This window comes from Micromonospora sp. NPDC093277, assembly GCF_044765245.1.
GTDB lineage: Bacteria > Actinomycetota > Actinomycetes > Mycobacteriales > Micromonosporaceae > Micromonospora.
Map to the genome: position 1 here is coordinate 22,581 of NZ_JBIWJO010000005.1, position 16,014 is coordinate 38,594.

General features: G+C 70.6%; 20 protein-coding genes. 10 read left to right on the forward strand and 10 right to left on the reverse strand.

Annotated elements, in window-relative coordinates; all coding sequences use genetic code 11:
* Positions 1-79: 79 nt before the first annotated feature.
* The 3 genes from ACIRG9_RS12650 to ACIRG9_RS12660 are packed head-to-tail and all read right to left on the reverse strand — an operon-like array spanning position 80 to position 2,318.
* On the reverse strand, positions 80-1,051 hold the full coding sequence (locus tag ACIRG9_RS12650) for a transporter (protein ID WP_402854351.1): 972 nt from the start codon (positions 1,049-1,051) through the stop codon (positions 80-82).
* Positions 1,048-1,926, reverse strand: a complete 879-nt coding sequence (locus ACIRG9_RS12655; protein WP_402854352.1) for an ABC transporter ATP-binding protein — start codon at positions 1,924-1,926, stop codon at positions 1,048-1,050. The genes ACIRG9_RS12650 and ACIRG9_RS12655 overlap by 4 nt, the downstream gene beginning before the upstream one ends.
* On the reverse strand, positions 1,923-2,318 hold the full coding sequence (locus ACIRG9_RS12660) for a GntR family transcriptional regulator (protein ID WP_402854354.1): 396 nt from the start codon (positions 2,316-2,318) through the stop codon (positions 1,923-1,925). Before ACIRG9_RS12660 ends, ACIRG9_RS12655 begins: the two co-directional genes overlap by 4 nt.
* Before the next feature lie 1,079 nt (positions 2,319-3,397).
* On the opposite strand from ACIRG9_RS12660, the gene ACIRG9_RS12665 reads away from it, so the two are divergent.
* Entirely contained in the window at positions 3,398-3,715 is a 318-nt protein-coding gene (locus tag ACIRG9_RS12665) for a hypothetical protein (protein ID WP_402854356.1), read from the forward strand.
* Between the two features lie 262 nt (positions 3,716-3,977).
* Here the strand turns inward: ACIRG9_RS12665 and ACIRG9_RS12670 are convergent, their stop codons facing one another.
* From ACIRG9_RS12670 to ACIRG9_RS12695, 6 genes are all read right to left on the reverse strand, one after another.
* Positions 3,978-5,384, reverse strand: a complete 1,407-nt coding sequence (locus tag ACIRG9_RS12670) for an NAD(P)-binding domain-containing protein (protein ID WP_402854358.1) — start codon at positions 5,382-5,384, stop codon at positions 3,978-3,980.
* Positions 5,385-5,461: 77 nt separating this feature from the next.
* Positions 5,462-5,959, reverse strand: a complete 498-nt coding sequence (locus ACIRG9_RS12675) for a GNAT family N-acetyltransferase (RefSeq protein WP_402854360.1) — start codon at positions 5,957-5,959, stop codon at positions 5,462-5,464.
* The gene (locus ACIRG9_RS12680; RefSeq protein ID WP_402854362.1) at positions 5,959-6,285 is read right to left on the reverse strand and encodes an ArsR/SmtB family transcription factor; all 327 of its coding nucleotides are present in this window, start codon (positions 6,283-6,285) and stop codon (positions 5,959-5,961) included. The genes ACIRG9_RS12675 and ACIRG9_RS12680 overlap by 1 nt, the downstream gene beginning before the upstream one ends.
* 12 nt (positions 6,286-6,297) lie before the next feature.
* Positions 6,298-7,539 carry a M28 family metallopeptidase gene (locus ACIRG9_RS12685; RefSeq protein ID WP_402854364.1) on the reverse strand — a complete coding sequence of 414 codons (1,242 nt, stop codon included), beginning with the start codon at positions 7,537-7,539 and terminating at the stop codon, positions 6,298-6,300.
* Positions 7,536-7,784 (reverse strand): hypothetical protein, encoded by a 249-nt coding sequence (locus tag ACIRG9_RS12690; RefSeq protein WP_402854366.1) that lies wholly within the window; start codon positions 7,782-7,784, stop codon positions 7,536-7,538. Before ACIRG9_RS12690 ends, ACIRG9_RS12685 begins: the two co-directional genes overlap by 4 nt.
* 13 nt (positions 7,785-7,797) lie before the next feature.
* Positions 7,798-7,947 carry a hypothetical protein gene (locus ACIRG9_RS12695; protein WP_402854368.1) on the reverse strand — a complete coding sequence of 50 codons (150 nt, stop codon included), beginning with the start codon at positions 7,945-7,947 and terminating at the stop codon, positions 7,798-7,800.
* An 87-nt stretch (positions 7,948-8,034) separates the two neighbouring features.
* On the opposite strand from ACIRG9_RS12695, the gene ACIRG9_RS12700 reads away from it, so the two are divergent.
* Complete coding sequence (locus ACIRG9_RS12700) at positions 8,035-8,418, forward strand: ArsR/SmtB family transcription factor (protein ID WP_402854369.1); 384 nt, start codon at positions 8,035-8,037, stop codon at positions 8,416-8,418.
* A 173-nt stretch (positions 8,419-8,591) separates the two neighbouring features.
* Here the strand turns inward: ACIRG9_RS12700 and ACIRG9_RS12705 are convergent, their stop codons facing one another.
* Positions 8,592-10,823, reverse strand: coding sequence for a PEP/pyruvate-binding domain-containing protein (locus ACIRG9_RS12705; protein ID WP_402854371.1), 2,232 nt, complete (start codon positions 10,821-10,823; stop codon positions 8,592-8,594).
* 48 nt (positions 10,824-10,871) lie between these two features.
* Between ACIRG9_RS12705 and ACIRG9_RS12710 the strand changes: the two genes are divergently transcribed.
* The 8 genes from ACIRG9_RS12710 (at position 10,872) to trxB (ending at position 15,746) form a co-directional block, all read left to right on the forward strand.
* On the forward strand, positions 10,872-11,258 hold the full coding sequence (locus ACIRG9_RS12710; RefSeq protein ID WP_402854373.1) for a PadR family transcriptional regulator: 387 nt from the start codon (positions 10,872-10,874) through the stop codon (positions 11,256-11,258).
* On the forward strand, positions 11,240-11,947 hold the full coding sequence (locus ACIRG9_RS12715) for a permease prefix domain 1-containing protein (protein ID WP_402854375.1): 708 nt from the start codon (positions 11,240-11,242) through the stop codon (positions 11,945-11,947). Before ACIRG9_RS12710 ends, ACIRG9_RS12715 begins: the two co-directional genes overlap by 19 nt.
* 78 nt (positions 11,948-12,025) lie before the next feature.
* Positions 12,026-12,709 (forward strand): helix-turn-helix domain-containing protein, encoded by a 684-nt coding sequence (locus ACIRG9_RS12720; RefSeq protein WP_402854377.1) that lies wholly within the window; start codon positions 12,026-12,028, stop codon positions 12,707-12,709.
* On the forward strand, positions 12,706-13,365 hold the full coding sequence (locus ACIRG9_RS12725; RefSeq protein WP_402854379.1) for an arsenate reductase ArsC: 660 nt from the start codon (positions 12,706-12,708) through the stop codon (positions 13,363-13,365). The genes ACIRG9_RS12720 and ACIRG9_RS12725 overlap by 4 nt, the downstream gene beginning before the upstream one ends.
* A 36-nt stretch (positions 13,366-13,401) precedes the next feature.
* Positions 13,402-14,163, forward strand: a complete 762-nt coding sequence (locus ACIRG9_RS12730) for an aquaporin (protein ID WP_402854381.1) — start codon at positions 13,402-13,404, stop codon at positions 14,161-14,163.
* Between the two features lie 20 nt (positions 14,164-14,183).
* A complete protein-coding gene (locus ACIRG9_RS12735) occupies positions 14,184-14,342 on the forward strand; it encodes a hypothetical protein (RefSeq protein WP_402854382.1) in 159 nt (52 codons plus the stop codon).
* Positions 14,339-14,746 carry an arsenate reductase ArsC gene (locus ACIRG9_RS12740; RefSeq protein WP_402854384.1) on the forward strand — a complete coding sequence of 136 codons (408 nt, stop codon included), beginning with the start codon at positions 14,339-14,341 and terminating at the stop codon, positions 14,744-14,746. Before ACIRG9_RS12735 ends, ACIRG9_RS12740 begins: the two co-directional genes overlap by 4 nt.
* A gap of 70 nt (positions 14,747-14,816) precedes the next feature.
* The gene (trxB, locus tag ACIRG9_RS12745; protein ID WP_402854386.1) at positions 14,817-15,746 is read left to right on the forward strand and encodes a thioredoxin-disulfide reductase; all 930 of its coding nucleotides are present in this window, start codon (positions 14,817-14,819) and stop codon (positions 15,744-15,746) included.
* Positions 15,747-16,014: the final 268 nt, after the last annotated feature.

Sequence of the window (16,014 nt, forward strand, 5' to 3'; positions counted from 1 at the left end):
CGCCGGCCTCATCGACATACGGCAATAGGAACTACTTCCCAAATCTTTCGGATCCGGCTGCCGCTACGGAAAGCGTTGGCTAGAGGCTGCGCCGCCTGACCCGCCAGACCACCAGGGCGACGAGCAACAGGGACGCGGCGGCATAGAGCCCGGCCTCCACGAGCTGGAAGTGCCAGAACCGGTCGCCCGGCTGATAGGTGATCACGCGCTGGATCCCGTGCTGCTGGAAATAGGTAGGAACGCTGACTCCGGCTTCGGTGGCTTCCCCGGACAGTTTGTCGAGCGTCGGGGTGGCGAGTGCGTGGCCCGAGGCGTCGACGAAGGTTTGCCCGATCGTCCAGTCGCCGACCTTGCCGGTGCCTCGCGTGTCGTCGCGTCCCTTCTCCTGCATCGCCTGGACGAGGGTCATGGCGGTGGCGAACTTCGGGCGGGCAAAGCTGGCCACGCCGATCCGTGCTACCACGAATGCCACTGCGGCCACGGCCAGCCCGGCGAGGCTGCGCCGCAGCAACACCCCGGCCGCCGTCGCCAGGGCGAAGGCGAACAGGCCGTAGGCGACCGGCACCACGCCCTCGACCTCGTATCCGATCTGGCCCAGCTTTCCCTCGAACATGTCCATCGGGGCCCGGTACCAGGAAATCAAGGCGGACAACGCAAGAGTGAGCAGGACGGTCAGGCCCGCGAGCGCGACGATTTTCACCCCCAGCCACCGCAGCCGGGGGACCGCTTGCGTCCACGCCAGCTGCCAGGTGCCGGCCTCGAACTCGCGGGCGAGCAGAGGCGCGCCGAGAAAGGCGCCGATGGCGAACGGGACCAGAGTGGCCAGCATGGAAAGAAATGTGGCGTGACCGTAACCGTCGCTGAGTTTGCTCAGAGCCAGCCCGCAACTGTCCCCGCTGGTGACGTCGGCGTGGGTGCAGGCAGCCACGCCGTCGGGGAAGAGCCCGCGCATCGACAGCCCCAGTGCTACCACGATCAGCCCCATGACGGCCACAATCCCGGCCAGGACAAGCATTTCGGTGCGGTGCTGTCGCCAGGTCATCCAGATCATGACGCGGCCACCTCCCTCTTCTCGATCGTTGCGGAACCGCGTAGGTAAGCCAGCACGACGTCCTCCAGGCCCGCCTGCTGCTCCTGCCAGCCGTCGATCGCGGCGCCGTCACGTACGAGCAGCGAGGTGTGTCGGTCGCTGTGGGTGGCCTCAAGAACGGCGCCGAGTCGCGGATCGTCCATTTCGGAGCGCGGGCCGGTCAGGATGCGGTGGCGCGCAAGCACCGCATCGATGTCACCGTCGAGGGCGATGCGCCCGTGGTTGAGCACCACCAGGTAGTCGCAGACTCGCTCCAGCTCGTGCACGACATGGGAGGAGAACAGGACGGTGATACCGTCCTGCGCTACCGCGCCCATCAGGGTCTGCAGGAATTCACGGCGCGCCACGGGATCCAGACTGGCCAGTGGCTCGTCCAGCACCAGCAGGTCCGGGCGTTTGGCCAAGGCCAGTGCCAGCGCGACCTGTGACTGCTGGCCGCCGGAGAGCGCGCCCGCCTTGCGATCCAGCGGGATGCCGAGCGAATCAAGCCGTTTCTCCGCCAGCCGGCGGTCGAACCGGATGTTGAGGCTGGCGCCGAAATGCAGAAGATCCGCGACGGTGAAGCTCCGGTAGAGCGGGTGCTCCTGGGCCAGGAAACCGATGCGCGCCAGCGCTTGTGGCGTGTTGGCGGTGGGCGAGGAGTCGAACACCTCGATCGAGCCAGAGGTGGGCGAGAGCAGGCCCACGGTCAGGCGTAACAGCGTGGTCTTGCCGGCACCGTTCGGGCCGACCAGGGCGATCACCCGCCCGGCCGGCAGTGCCAGGTCGCAGTCGCGCAGCGCCCACGTCGAACGGTAGCGCTTGCAGAGGCTGCTGGCGGAAAGGGCATGTGTCATGAGATGGCCCCGATCCTGGTTTCTTGATGGATGGTCGTGAACAGAGCGGTGACCGCGTGCTCGTCGAGCCCCGCCTCGTAGGCGCGCTTGAGCCACGCCTCCATGTCCCGGCGCAAAGCGGTGTAGTCCTCGGCCGGTATCGCCGCGGAGGCCACGTCGTTGACGAAGGTGCCCTGTCCCGGGCGGCCCGTCACGAGGCCCTCCTGCTCCAGCTGCCGATAAGCCTTGGCGACAGTATTGGGGTTGATCGCCAGGGTCTCGACTGCCTCACGGATGAGCGGCAGCCGATCACCGGCTTGCAGATATCCCATAAGGACCGCCTGCCTCACCTGGTGCACCAGTTGCAGGTACGGCGGCACCCCTGACCCGCTGTCGAGCCTGAACAGGAACAAGACGACCCGCCTCCCTTGCTTTACTAGTTCAATAGTAAAGCGGTAAAGCACGCCAACCGTCAACCAGGCGTACGGCCTGTTCACCGGGAAGCAGCGCGTCGTGCTGGCGCCCGCCCGGGATGCTCCTCAGCACCATCACCGAGTCCACGGAGGACCACCTACGGCGCTACCTGGCCGCCGGGGGCGAACGGCTCGCCTGGCTCAGGCCGCCCTGTCCGGCGGACCGCAACGGCTCGACCACTCCCGCGACAGCCTGGCCCCGCTGTGGAGTTGGGCCATCGGCCACCTCCACGGGCGCCCCGCCGACGCTCCCCCGGACAAGGTGACACTCGAGACGGGAGGCGTCTTCCAGCGCCCGAAGGATGCCGTCCTGCCGACGTGATACGGACGGACGGAGTTCGCTCATCGCTCCGGTCGCCTGGTCGGACGAGTCCCTCGCGCTGATCGACGCGGTCGCGTTCTACGCGTTGGAGTGCGTGCGCTGCACCCTGCCGGAGTTGACCCGGCAGGTGGGCCACCAGGAGTACCGGGGATACCACCTTGAGAGCCTGCCGCTGGCCGCGCGTGGCTTCGACCTGGAGCCGATCAGCTCGCTACTGCCGATCGCCGGGAAGGTGCTCCGCATGGGTCGACGAAGACTGGCCGGGGTGGGTTCGTGTGCGCCTGGTCGACGCCGACGGACGAACGTGGTTCTTCGTCGACAAGGTCCCGATCTTCTTCGATGACGCCATCGCTCCTGGCGCTCCTCTCCCCCAGCCGGCGTTCGTGAGGTGCTGTGTCGTCGGTCAGCAGGAGGATCAGATCCTCCTCGTTAGCACTGGGCGGGATCACGTGGAAGCTGAGGACGGCACCACCCGGTTCCGGGTCCGGCCCGGCCAAGTAGAACCGCGAGCGTTACTTGATCAACTTGAACTGTCCGCTTGGGAATCGCGTTGATCTACACGTCGCGTAGCGACATTCTGAGGTCAGGCGGCACGCAGCGTGTCTGCCTCGCCGATCGGGCGTCCCTCGCTGCCCCATGCTGACCGCTGCATCGGGCACGCTACGGGCACGGTCATCTGACGTCGAGGAGGATCGTCATGGCGTTGGTCAAGAAGGGCTCTCGGCTCATCACGGTTGACGGGATCACCTACAGGTGGCGAGTACGCGGCAGACCAACCTATGCCCAAGCGCTGTGTGAGAATCCACTCGCCGTCGCTGTCGAACAGGTCGATTGCAAGGGCAGGGTGTTGTTGGTCGGCATGCCTCAGGATCATCCAAGCAACTGGTTTGGCGGGCCGGCGGTCCCCGTTCTCCCGTCGGCGGTCGCGGCGATTGTCCGGAAGGCATTGGCCGAGGGATGGCAACCTACCCAGCCAGGCACGGCCTTCCATACGACTGCGCCCGTCGGCCAGTGAGTGACCATCTGCGAGATCTTCTCCCGGTAAGCACCAGGAAGAGCCGCACTCGTCACGCCTCCGGTCGGCCCGCAGGTCGATGCCGCCAATCGGTGGAACGCGCCAAGCGTCGCGGGGTTTCGACGGATGATCAGTACATGTGGGCGAATGTTGACGTGCCGTGCATCGGAGGTCCGGTGGACGGCGCCCGCCGACCGTCGGGCCGGCGGGTCGGCAGGTCGGCAGGTCGGCAGGTCGGCGGGCGCCATCGTGGAGGTGGCCATCAGCTGCCGCAGCAGCCGCCGGTCTGGCCGCTGGCCGGGGTGTCGAGGCTGATGAGGCTCAGCGGGGCGGACAGCAGCCCACCGGAGATGCCCGTGGCAAGTCCCTTGGCCGGCTGCGGGGTGGGGCCGCAGCAGCTGTCGGTGCCGGTGGAGTCGGCGGGGTTGCTGTTGCAGACGCCGGTTTCGGGGAGGTCGAGTTGGACGTCGCGGGCGGCGTCCCAGTCGCCGGCGAGGGCGGCTGCGACGGAGCGGATCTGCTCGTAGCCGGTGGCCATGAGGAAGGTGGGCGCGCGGCCGTAGCTCTTCATGCCAACGGCGTAGTAGCCGGTTTCGGGGTGGGCTAGTTCATCGACGCCGTGCGGGGGGACGGTGCCGCAGGAGTGCTCGTTGGGGTCGATGAGTGGGGCGAGGGCGCGGGTGGCGCCCATGATCGGGTCGAGGTCCAGGCGCAGTTCGGCGGCGATGGTGTGGTCGGGTCGGAAGCCGGTGGCGGCGACAATCCGGTCCACGGTGATGGACTCTTCGGTGCCGTCGGCGTGCCGGACGACAAGGACGACCCGCCTGCCGGTCGGGGTGATGGCGTGAACGGAGAAGCCGGTGAGCAGTCGGATGCGACCGGCGTCGACGTGTTCACGCAGGCGGGAGCCGAGGGCGCCGCGGGCGGGGAGGGCGTCGGCGTCCCCGCCGCCGTAGGTGCGGGCGGGGGAGGCGGAGCGGATGGCCCAGGTCACCTCCGTGCCCGGTTCTTGGGTGGCGAGTTCGGCGAGGGAGAGCAGGGTGTTGGCGGCGGAGTGGCCGGCGCCGACGATGACGGTGTGCCGGCCGGCGAAGCGGTCCCGGTCGACGTCGAGCACGTCTGGGAGGGCGTGCTCCAGGTACGCGGCGGCGTCGGACTCGCCGCGCGCCGGTAGGCCGGAGGCGCCGACGACGTTGGGGGTGCCCCAGGTGCCGGAGGCGTCGATGACGGCGCGGGCGAGGACCTCCTCGCCGGTGGTGAGGCGGATCAGGAACGGTGCCTGCTCGCGGCCGGCGGTGCGGAGCCGGTCGTAGCCGAGGCGGCTGATCGCCTCGACCCGGGCGCCGTAGCGCAGGTGCGGCTTGAGCTGGGGCAGTTCGGCGAGGGGCTGCAGGTAGTTGGCGACGAGGTCGGCGCCGGTGGGCAGGGCTTCAAAGTCCGGCGGGATCCAGCCGGCGTCGTCGAGCAGCCGCCGGGCAGCGGGGTCGATGTTGTACCGCCATGGGGAGAAGACCCGGACGTGGCCCCACTGCTTCACCGCCGCGCCGGCGGTGTCGCCGGCTTCGAGGACGGTGTAGGGCAGGCTGCGCTCGTGCAGGTGGGCGGCGGCGGCGAGGCCGACCGGGCCGGCGCCGATGACGGCGATGGGCAGCTGGTCCAGGGCGCTCATCAGGCGACTCCTTATGTTGAGATTCATCAAATCAGCAGGGTGCGGTGGGCCGCGGTTCAGGGCGGCCGACTGCGGCGTCAGGTGATGGTGGGGCTGCGGCGTTCAAGGAGGATGACGTCGCGCCATCGGCCGTGGTGGCGGCCGACGCGTTCGCGGGTGCCGATGATCCGGAACCCGGCCCGTTGGTGCAGGGTGAGGCTCGCGGCGTTCTCGGGAAAGACGCCGGACTGGATGGTCCAGATGCCGGCGGCCTCGGTGGACGCGATCATCGCGTCCAGCAGCAGCCGGCCGGCGCCTCTGCCCTGGGCGGCGGGATCGGTGTAGACGGAGTGTTCGACGACGCCGGCATAGACGGCGCGGGTCGACGTCGGTGACACGGCGACCCAGCCGATGAGGGCTTCGTCTGCGTCGACGGCTACGAGGCGGTGGTCGGCCAGCTTGCCGGCGTCGAACGCCGCCCAGGTCGGGGCGGCGGTCTCGAAGCTGGCGTTGCCCCCGTCGAGACCGGCCTGGTAGATCGCCAGGACGCGGTCGGCGTCATCGGGTGTCATCGGGCGGACGGCGAGGTCAGCCATCAGCACTTTCCGTTCGGGGTCGGGGCGGGGCGGCCCATGACCACGTCGGCGGCCGACGGGAAGCAGCCGACACAGGCGTCGTTGATGCGGTAGTGGCGGGCGGTGCCGACCGGGTCGACGAGCACGAACCGCACCTCCGTGAGGATCTTCAGGTGCTGCGAGACGGTGGACTGGGCCAGCCCGACCGCGGCGACGATCTCGCCGACGCTCATCGGCCGGGCATGCCGCGCCAGGTACTCGACGATCTGCACCCGGGTCGGGTCCGCGAGGGCCCGGAACCACGAGGCGTACGTCTGCGCGGTGTCCCGGTCGAGCAGGTCGCCCACCACCAACTCCTTCTATCGTTTATCGCCGATCGACGATGAAAGTGTAGCGGGTGTCGCCGCGGCGAGGTGGGCGGTGGCGACGACGAGGCCGGCGATCGCGGCAAGGGTGGCCGAATCGACCTTGTCGGGGGTGTCGGCGGGGCTGTGGTAGCCGCCCATCCCGGCGCCGATGCCGACCGCGGCGAACCCGGCGCCGCCGTAGCGGCGGTTGTCCGAGGCCACGGGGCTGGCGGTGAGCGGTACGCCGGTGTGCCGGCCCGCCTGGTCGAGTAGGGCGAGAAGGCGGTGGGCCGGGCCGCCGGCCTCGACCGCCGCCGCCCCGTCCAGGCGGCCGGCGCCGTCGATGTTGATCACGAGGGGCGCGGCGCCCTGCTCGCGGACTTGGGTGGCGTGGTGGGCGGAGCCGAGCGCGCCGATTTCCTCCCCGTCGAGCAGGGCGACGGACAGTCCCACGCCGTCGGGGAGTGCGGTGGTGAGGATGCGGGCGGATTCGAGAACCACGGCGACGCCGGTAGCGTTGTCCGACGCGCCGGGTAGGCGCAGCCCGGGGTGGTCGCCGACGCCGTCGTAGTGCGCGGTCAGCAGCAGTTCCACACCGCCGGGGGCGGGTTGCCGGAGCCGGGCGTGGATGTTGGTGCCGGTGACGTCGGCGCGGCGAAGGGGTGTCGTCCCGTCCAGCCAGCCGTCGCCGGTCGCGGCGGCGAGGACGGCGTGGTGGGTGTCGGGGTCGAGGGCCAGCACCGGCAGCGGCCCAGGATCCGGGCCGGCGAGCATGGTGAACTGCCAGCCCTCGGCGTCGACCGGGCGGCGGACCAGCAGCCCGGCCGCGTCGCGGGTGTCGCGGTAGGCGTCGAACAGGCTCATCTCGGCCGGAACCACGAGCCACCGCCCGGCCGGGTCGCCTCTGCCCGCGACACCGAGGTCGCCGCGGCGACGGTTGCGGCTGTCGGCGGAGGCCGGGTGGATGGCGACCTGCCGACCGAACACCAGCGGATACGAACAGTTCCGGTCGCCCCAGGTGACCGCCGGCGCCTGATACACCTGCGGTACGGCGCGGACCTGAAAATCCTCGGTGTGGACGTCGGCGCCGAGCGCGGTGAGCTTGTCGACGAGCCAGGCGCGGGCCACCGCCCCACCGGTCGAGCCGACGCGCCGGCCCGCCATGGGATCGCAGGCGAGGGTGGCGACGGTGGCGGTCATCCGGTCGGCGCTGACCTGGGCGAGCAGGTCCGCGAGATCGGTACGGGCGGTCATGAGCAGCAGGCCTGTCCGGTGGCGATGGCGTCGGCCTTGGCCTGGGTGCCGCAGCAGGAGTCGGCGGCCTGGGCGGCCTGCTGGGTGCCGCAGCACGGGTCGCCGCTGGCGGTCTCGCCAGCCGGGGGAAGGATCCCGCCAACGCCCTGGGCGGGACTGCCGCAGCAGGCGCCGGAGCCGGTGACGGCCAGGGCGGCGGCGGGGTCGCCGGTGAAGCCACCAGTGGTGGGGATGTTCTGGCTCATGGCGGGTCCTTCCTCAACGGGGAGTGATCAGCGTGTAGGCGGTGGTGCGGGCGCGGTCGAGACGGCGCTCGGCCCGCTGGGCGGGGGTGGACACCTGGGCGCAGGAGTCGCAGAACCGGACACCGGTGAGAGACGTCCGTGGGCGGCGGATGGAGCCGAACATGCGGGTCCCCTTACTCGGGACGCTCTGTCTTGACGTCCGTCTAAGCAGAGACTTGCACGCTGATTAGAGAGGTGTCAACCTAGAGGCATGTCGAAACAGCAAGCGTCGCTGCCCATCCTCGATCTGAACGCCGACGCGCCGTGCTGCCCGCCGCTCGCGCGGCGCCGGGTTCCGGCCGAGACGGCCGCGGTGCTCGCGCCGACGTTGAAGGCCCTCGGTGATCCGGTGCGGCTGCAGCTGATGTCGATGATCGCCTCCGCGGAGGGCGGAGAGGCGTGCGTGTGCGACCTGACGCCCGCGTTCGACCTGACCGGGCCGACGATCTCCCACCATCTCAAGACTCTGCGGGAGGCGGGTCTGGTGGAAGCCGAGCGGCGCGGCACCTGGGTCTACTACCGCGCCCGCCCGCAGATCCTGCGCCAGCTCGCCGCACTGCTGTCGATCGAGCCGGGTGCCGGCTCACAGGTCTGACCCCGCCGCTCCCCCACGCCGTCACGGGCCGGTGCCATCTGCGCCTCGATCCGCTGCCATGGGCGACGTTGGCCACGGGTGACGCGGAGGGAGTGTCGCGCCTCTGGCGGGAAGGGCGGGGTCGCCGGTCAACGCGGCTGGGCTCTTCTCTGAGCGCATGCCGCACCTGCCCTCTAGTCGTGCGGCGAGATGGTGCCTGCCAGTCCATCGACGGTGACGAGTTGCCCGGGGCGTAGTCGTTGAGTGGCGTCACCGGTGCCGACGACGGCGGGGATTCCGTACTCGCGGGCCACAAGGGAAGCGTGTGCGGCGAGGGATCCGCCGTCGGTGACGACTGCGGCGGCACGCGCGAACAGCGGTGTCCATGCCGGGGCGGTGGCCTTGGCGACGAGCACCTGACCTTCGGCGAAGGAGTCGAAGTCCTGTGGTCCGAGCACGATGGCGACGGTGCCGGTGGCTCGGCCCGCAGAGGCGGGGTGCCCGACGATGGCTCCTTCGGCGGTCTCCGCACCCGCGCGGGCCTGTTGGACGGCCCGTTCGATGACATCGCCGATCAATCGCACGGGACGGCCAAGGGTCAACGGCGCGGGCAATCGGCGCTGACGCTGCCACAGCGCCCGTCGCTCGTCGATCGCGGTGCTTAACCGGCTGGGACCGCCAGCGACCGCGGTGCTCACTTCATCCCGGGTGCAGAAGTAGATGTCGTCGGGCTGCTCGATCGCCCCCGCAGTGACCAGGTGTCGCCCGAGACGGCCGGCGCAGGCTCGCAGGACCGGCCAAGCGAGGGTGAAGTCCCGGGCCTGCTCCTCGCGGATGACGGTGTAGCGCTGGTTGACCTGCAGCAGTTGGTCGAAGGCAGCCAGCAGCCTCGGGCGGTCGGCGAGCGCTGCCCGGCAGCGTTGTTCGCCAGCCACCCGGTGTTCGGCGAGCTGGCCGTGACGGTCGGGGCGGGGCGGTTGCCCTGTGGCCAGTTCTCCGGCGACCGGGTGGTACCAGTCGAGGCTCTGCACGGCGTGGGCGCCGGTCAACGGTTGAGTGCCGGGGAGTCCGCGCAGCAGCACCTGCGCCCCGCCCTCACTGTCGGGAAGCACGTCGGCGAGGTGCCGGCGGATGAAGCGGGTCAGGCAGGCTTCCATCTTCCACGCCGAACCACCGACGATCGCCAGATACCAGAGGTAGATCCCGGCCTCCCGTCCGAGCGCGTCGACGAGTTCCACCAGTCGCGGCGGCGGTGCCGTGCTCACCTCAGCCTCTGCGGAGGCAACAAGGCGTCGATAGCCGGGCAGTTGCTGTTCACGCCAGGCCCGCTCCAGTTCGGACAGGACGGCGCGGTCGGCGGCGGCCGGGTCGGAGCTGACCCGGATCAACGCGTTGAACAGGATCTTCACCGCCCGCCGGCGCCCCTGCCGCAGCACGCCGGCCAACAGGGCCGGCGACGGGATCGGGGTGGCGTTGTAGTACCAGCCGTTCACCAGTGCGTACCGGAACGGCACTCGCACGCCGACGGTGCTGTGCATCCCATCGAGGTAGCCGTCTTCGAGCTGCGGCAGCAGCCAGCCGGCGAACAGTGGCGTGGCCACCTCGGGTAGCCATTCCCCGAGCCGGAAGTTGCGCATCCACAATCCTGGTCCCGGTGCCGTCCACGACACAGGCTCCGGCACGGCGGTCATCGGCCGGGCCTGCAGCAGCCACAGCCTGCCTGCCTGGTCAATGGCCCACTCGACGTCCTGCGGCCGGCCCTCGTACCGGTCGGCGATCCGGGCCGCCAGCTCCGCCACCGCGCTGACCTGGACGGCGGCGAGGACAGGCGCGCCGCCGGGGCCGGACCGGGTCATGCGGACGCCGCTGGCGGTCACCGTCCACTCTTCGCCGGTCGTCTCACCCGACACCAGCGGATCACCCAGCCCCGCGACGGCGGCCACCACCGTCTGGTCATGGTCGCCGGTGACCGGATGCGCGGTGAACGCCACCCCGGCCGCAACCGGGTCGACCATCACCTGCACCAGGACGGCCATCGCCGCCGACGCGCCGCCGTGCCGCTGGTGGTAGGCGGTGAGGCGCTCGCTGGCCGATGCGGCGAAGCATCGCCGCACCGCCGCACCCAGCCCGTCGGCCGGCGCGTTCAGGTACGTCTCGTACAGGCCCGCGTACGAGGCATCGGGTAGGTCCTCCGCCGCACCTGACGAACGCACCGCGAACCCGTCCCCACCCAGGTCTTCGGCGGCGGCCGCGAGCCGTTCGTCCAGCCGCGAGTCGTCGAGAGCGGCGGCGGTGACCACGATCCCGGGCGGCACCGGAAACCCGGCCGCGGACAGGTCCGCCAGCACGGCGGCCTTCCCACCGATCACCGTCCGGTCGGCGGCGCTCGCGTCCGCCAGGTCCACGATCGTCAGGTTGGAGCTCATCACACACCACCATATGTAGCGTTACAAAGTATTGTTACGCTACAGTAGATGCGCCTGACCGCAACCAGCAAGAAGAGGAGTCACCAGGTGTTGCCGATACGACCGGAACTGCTCAAGGGCCATCTCGACGCGTTGCTGCTCGCGGTCCTGGAACCCGGGCCGCAGCATGGCTACGCGATCATCGACGCCCTGCGTACGGGCAGCGATGGGGCGCTGGACCTGCCGACCGGCACCGTCTACCCGGCACTGCACCGACTCGAACGGGCTGGCGTGATCGCCAGCGAGTGGCAGACCGTCGGCGGCCGCCGACGCCGCGCCTACCATCTCACCCCTGCCGGGCAGGCCGCGCTCGGCGAGCAGCGGGCAGTCTGGGACCACTTCTCCACCGCGGTCACCGCTGTGCTGGGCAGGCGGGCATGGCCAGCGACCGCCTGATCCTCCCGGCCGGCGAGGAGCGCCTGGACGAGTACCTGAACGACCTCGCCGTGCGGCTGCGTGGACCACGCCGACGCCGCGAGCGCATCCTCGCCGAACTGCGCGACGGGCTCGACCACGCCACCCTCGACCACATGACCGCCGGCCTGCCCGAAGATCAGGCGGCCACCGCCGCGATCGCCCAGTTCGGCACCCCACAGGCGGTCGCGCACGCCTTTGCCGGGGAACTGGCCACCGCCTACGCCCGGCGAACCATCGCCTGGTACATCGCCACCGGCCCTCTCGTGGGCATCTGGTGGCTGCTGCTCCTGCAACCGCATCCCTGGCGCACCGGCCTCATCGCCCTGCTCGCCGCGATCCCCGCCATCCCCCTGATCATCATCGCGATCGCCGCCGCCGCCGGAACCCTCGCCACCACCGGCCGCCTCATGCGCTGGCTACCCGAGGCCACCCCTCAACACGCACTCGCCGCCACCATCACGATCGCCGCTCTCGCGCTCGCCGGAGATGTCACGGTGATCGCGACCTACCTGCGGTCAGAGCTTCCGGCCTCGGCACTGGCCGTCGTCGCCCTCGCCGCCAGCCTCACTCGGATCGCCCGCGGCGTGGTCGCGATCAGCCACGCCGTGCGATACGCCACGGCCACCCGTGGCGGTTCCACGCCCACCCCGTCAGACGGTCACCGGTGAAGGGCTCGGACGGCGTACCACTGTGAGGCAAGCGCGGGCGAGTTGACGCCTCCGATTCGCTCAGTCATCATTGAGTCAATGAACGCTGATACTGCTCTCGTCCACCGCGCCCGGATCCACGCCGCGCTCGGCGACCCGGCGCGCTTGGCGATCGTGGACGCGCTCACCCTGGGCGACTCCTCTCCCGGGGAGATCGCCCACACCCTCGGTATGCCGACGAACCTGGTCGCTCACCACGTCAAGGTCCTCACCGACGCCGGCCTGGTCACCAAGGGCCGCTCCGAGGGAGACCGCCGCCGCACCTACCTGCGGCTGCGCCCGGAAACCCTCGCCGCCCTCGCCACCCCGCGGCTGCCCGGCGTCGGCCGGGTGGTGTTCGTGTGCACCCACAACTCGGCCCGCTCCCAGCTGGCCGCCGCCCTCTGGAAGCAGCGCACCAACACCGATGTCGCCTCCGCCGGAACGAAACCGGCAGCGCGGGTCCATCCCCGCGCGGTGGCCGTGGCTCACCGCCACCACCTCGACCTCGACCCGACCGGCACCGCCCACGTCACCGACGTTGTCCGCGGGGATGACCTGGTGATCGCTGTGTGCGACAACGCCCACGAAGAGCTGGCCGGCCCGGTGCGCCCCCGCCTGCACTGGTCCGTCCCGGACCCGGTGCGGGTGGACACCGATGAGGCGTTCGAAGCGGCCTACGCCGACCTCGCCGACCGGGTCGACCGGCTCGCCCCCGCCGTCCTGCCCGGAGGTCCCCGATGACCGACACCGCCTACCCGCACGAGGAAATCACCCTCGACCAGCAGGTCGCCCTGCACACGGCCGCTGCGCGGCTGGTCGAGGAGTTCGACGGCGTCTACGGCACCGAGACCATCGAACGGTTCCTGCGTACCAGCTACGACCAGTTCGCCACCGCCGCCACCATCTCCCACTACCTGCCGTTGTTGGCGGAGCGGTTCGCCCGCCAACGGTTGCGGGCCCTGGCCCGCGTCGAGGGCCACCACCGTGACGGCCGCCCGGTGGTGCTGTTCCTGTGCACCCACAACGCCGGCCGTTCCCAGATGGCCCTGGGCTTCTTCACCCACCTGGCCGGCAAACACGCAATCGCCTGGTCCGGCGGCAGCGAACCCGGCATCGAGATCAACCCCGCCACGGTCGCGGCGATGACCGAACGTGGCATCGACATCTCGGAGGAGTTCCCCAAACCCTGGACCGCCGAAGTCGTCCGGGCCGCCGACGTGGTGGTCACCATGGGCTGCGGCGACGCCTGCCCCATCTTCCCCGGCACCCGCTACGAGAACTGGACCGTCGACGACCCCGCCGGCCTCGACCTGGCCGAGGTGCGGCCGATCCGGGATGAGATCGAACGCCGGGTCCGCCAACTCCTCGACGAGCTGGGCATCGTCACCACCTGGTAACCGTCACCCCCGGCTCACCCCGGGGCCCCTCCGATCATGGAAGAGAACACTTTGACGACCATCGCACTTCGGCGGCGCCTGCTGGCCGAGTTCCTCGGCACCGCCCTGCTGGTCACCGCCGTGGTCGGCTCCGGCATCATGGCCACCACCCTCTCCCCCGACAATGTCGGCCTCCAGTTGCTGGAGAACTCCACCGCCACCGTGTTCGCCCTCGCCACGTTGATCCTGATCTTCGGACCGATCTCCGGGGCCCATTTCAACCCGGTCGTATCCGCCGCGGACTGGTTCCTCGGCCGCCGTGCCGGAACCGGACTCACCGCCCGCGACCTCGGCAGCTACGTCGCCGCCCAGGTGCTGGGCGCGATCGCCGGATCGGTGCTGGCCAACCTGATGTTCGACCTCGCCGCCGTCGACTTCTCCCACAAGGACCGCGCAGCCGGCCACCTGTGGCTGGGCGAGGTCGTCGCCACCACCGGCCTGATCCTGCTGATCTTCGCCCTCGCCCGCTCCGGCCGCGCCCCCGTCGCGCCAGCCGCCGTCGGCGCCTACATCGGCGCGGCCTACTGGTTCACCTCGTCGACCTCGTTCGCGAACCCGGCGGTCACCATCGGCCGCGCGTTCACCGACACCTTCGCCGGCATCGCCCCCACCTCCGTGCCCGGGTTCGTGCTGGCGCAGCTCGTCGGCCTCGCGGTCGGCGTCGGCCTGCTCGCCGTCCTCTACCCCGATGCCGGCGCCGCCGCCGACCAGGTCGTCGTCCCCACCGACGAGGAGGCGACCGTCGGCCGCTGGCCATGACACCGCCACCTGATCACGGCGTGTCCCAGATTTCTCCGATCAACCGGCGGTACGACCCCGGCCGATACCGGCTGGTCGACCGCAACAGCACCCCCGACCGCGTCCCGTCCGACAGCGTCGACGACACGGCGGTCGACCGGCCCCACGATTCGCACTGCACCAAGAGAGGCACCCCATGAGTGACAAGCCCAGCGTCCTGTTCGTCTGCGTCCACAACGCCGGCCGTTCCCAGATGGCCGCCGGGTGGCTGCGTCACCTCGCCGGCGACACCGTCGAGGTCCGCTCCGCCGGCTCCGCACCCGCCGAGCAGGTCAACCCGGCCGCCGTCGAGGCCATGCGCGAGGTCGGCATCGACATCACCGACCAGACGCCCAAGCTCCTCGAATACGAGACCGCGGAGTCCTCCGACGTGATCGTCACCATGGGCTGCGGCGACGCGTGCCCCGTCTTCCCTGGCAAGCGCTACGAGGACTGGAAGCTCGAAGACCCCGCCGGCAAGGGCGTCGACGCCGTCCGCCCGATCCGCGACGAGATCCGCACCCGGGTGGAGAAGCTGCTCACCGAGCTGCGCCCCACCGCCTGACACCCCCGCCTTCGTTGTCGCTCGCCGGCCCCTGCCGGCGGGCGGCTCACCCCTGACCAGGAGCGACCCCATGCCTGACCCCCATCCGCTGATCATCATCGGCTCTGGGCCCGCCGGCTACACCGCTGCCGTCTACGCCGCCCGCGCCAACCTCACACCCCTGGTCATCGAAGGCGTCCAGTCCGGCGGATCCCTGACGACCACCACCGACGTGGAGAACTTCCCCGGTTTCCCCGACGGCATCACCGGCCCCGAACTGATGGACAGCCTGCGTAAACAGGCCGACCGGTTCGGCGCCCAGTTCCTCACCGACGACGTCACCCGCGTCGACCTCACCACCGACGCCAAGACCGTGCGGGTCGGCGAGCAGGCATACCAGGCGCGGGCGGTCATCCTCGCCACCGGATCCGCCTGGCGGCCCCTCCGCGTCCCCGGAGAACAGGAACTCCTCGGCCACGGCGTGTCCGCCTGCGCCACCTGCGACGGGTTCTTCTTCCGCGACCAGGACATCGCCGTCGTCGGCGGTGGCGACACCGCCATGGAGGAGGCCACCTTCCTCACCCGCTTCGCCCGCAGCGTCACCATCATCCACCGCCGCGACGCCTTCCGCGCCAGCCGCATCATGGCCGACCGCGCCCTGGCCAACGAGAAGATCACCGTCGAGTGGAACAGCGTCGTCGAGGAGATCCTCGGCCACGACGGCGCCGTCGCCGGCGTCCGGCTGCGCGACGTCCACACCGGCGAGGCGCGGGGCCTGGACACCACCGGCGTGTTCGTCGCCATCGGGCACGACCCGCGCAGCGAACTGTTTCGCGGCCAGGTCGACCTCGACCCCGACGGCTACGTCAAAGTCGAATCCCCTGGCACCCAGACCAACCTGCCCGGCGTGTTCGCCGCCGGTGACCTCGTCGACCACACCTACCGGCAGGCCATCACTGCCGCCGGCACCGGCTGCGCCGCCGCCCTCGACGCCGAGCGGTACCTCGCCGCCCTGCCCTGACCCGCTTGCCTGGCCCATGCTGCCCCGCAACAACGCGACCTGCCACACGGCCGTGGCGGTGCCCGCGGCGGCAGCCAGCACCACGGTCGCGGGGTAACCGTCAACAGCGGTCGCCGTTCTCCGTCGCACTGTCGTGATCCGGGCGGGAGTCGAGCGTGATCGCCCACCCGGCCGCCTCGGTCCGCCAGCGCCCTGCCCAATGTCGTAGCGCTGCCAGTGGGGCCTGGACAGTGCGCTGCGATCAGTTCGCCGACGGCGCGGATCCGAG

Coding starts and splice junctions, on each gene's coding strand:
- ACIRG9_RS12700 (WP_402854369.1), top strand. CDS start 8,035: ATGTCGAAACAGCAAGCGTCGCTGCCCATCCTCGATCTGAACGCCGAC.
- ACIRG9_RS12685 (WP_402854364.1), bottom strand. CDS start 7,539: ATGACCGCCCGTACCGATCTCGCGGACCTGCTCGCCCAGGTCAGCGCC.
- ACIRG9_RS12675 (WP_402854360.1), bottom strand. CDS start 5,959: ATGGCTGACCTCGCCGTCCGCCCGATGACACCCGATGACGCCGACCGC.
- ACIRG9_RS12730 (WP_402854381.1), top strand. CDS start 13,402: ATGGAAGAGAACACTTTGACGACCATCGCACTTCGGCGGCGCCTGCTG.
- ACIRG9_RS12695 (WP_402854368.1), bottom strand. CDS start 7,947: ATGTTCGGCTCCATCCGCCGCCCACGGACGTCTCTCACCGGTGTCCGG.
- ACIRG9_RS12740 (WP_402854384.1), top strand. CDS start 14,339: ATGAGTGACAAGCCCAGCGTCCTGTTCGTCTGCGTCCACAACGCCGGC.
- ACIRG9_RS12690 (WP_402854366.1), bottom strand. CDS start 7,784: ATGAGCCAGAACATCCCCACCACTGGTGGCTTCACCGGCGACCCCGCC.
- ACIRG9_RS12720 (WP_402854377.1), top strand. CDS start 12,026: ATGAACGCTGATACTGCTCTCGTCCACCGCGCCCGGATCCACGCCGCG.
- ACIRG9_RS12670 (WP_402854358.1), bottom strand. CDS start 5,384: ATGAGCGCCCTGGACCAGCTGCCCATCGCCGTCATCGGCGCCGGCCCG.
- ACIRG9_RS12715 (WP_402854375.1), top strand. CDS start 11,240: ATGGCCAGCGACCGCCTGATCCTCCCGGCCGGCGAGGAGCGCCTGGAC.
- ACIRG9_RS12725 (WP_402854379.1), top strand. CDS start 12,706: ATGACCGACACCGCCTACCCGCACGAGGAAATCACCCTCGACCAGCAG.
- ACIRG9_RS12650 (WP_402854351.1), bottom strand. CDS start 1,051: ATGATCTGGATGACCTGGCGACAGCACCGCACCGAAATGCTTGTCCTG.
- ACIRG9_RS12665 (WP_402854356.1), top strand. CDS start 3,398: ATGGCGTTGGTCAAGAAGGGCTCTCGGCTCATCACGGTTGACGGGATC.
- ACIRG9_RS12710 (WP_402854373.1), top strand. CDS start 10,872: ATGCGCCTGACCGCAACCAGCAAGAAGAGGAGTCACCAGGTGTTGCCG.
- ACIRG9_RS12655 (WP_402854352.1), bottom strand. CDS start 1,926: ATGACACATGCCCTTTCCGCCAGCAGCCTCTGCAAGCGCTACCGTTCG.
- ACIRG9_RS12705 (WP_402854371.1), bottom strand. CDS start 10,823: ATGAGCTCCAACCTGACGATCGTGGACCTGGCGGACGCGAGCGCCGCC.
- trxB (WP_402854386.1), top strand. CDS start 14,817: ATGCCTGACCCCCATCCGCTGATCATCATCGGCTCTGGGCCCGCCGGC.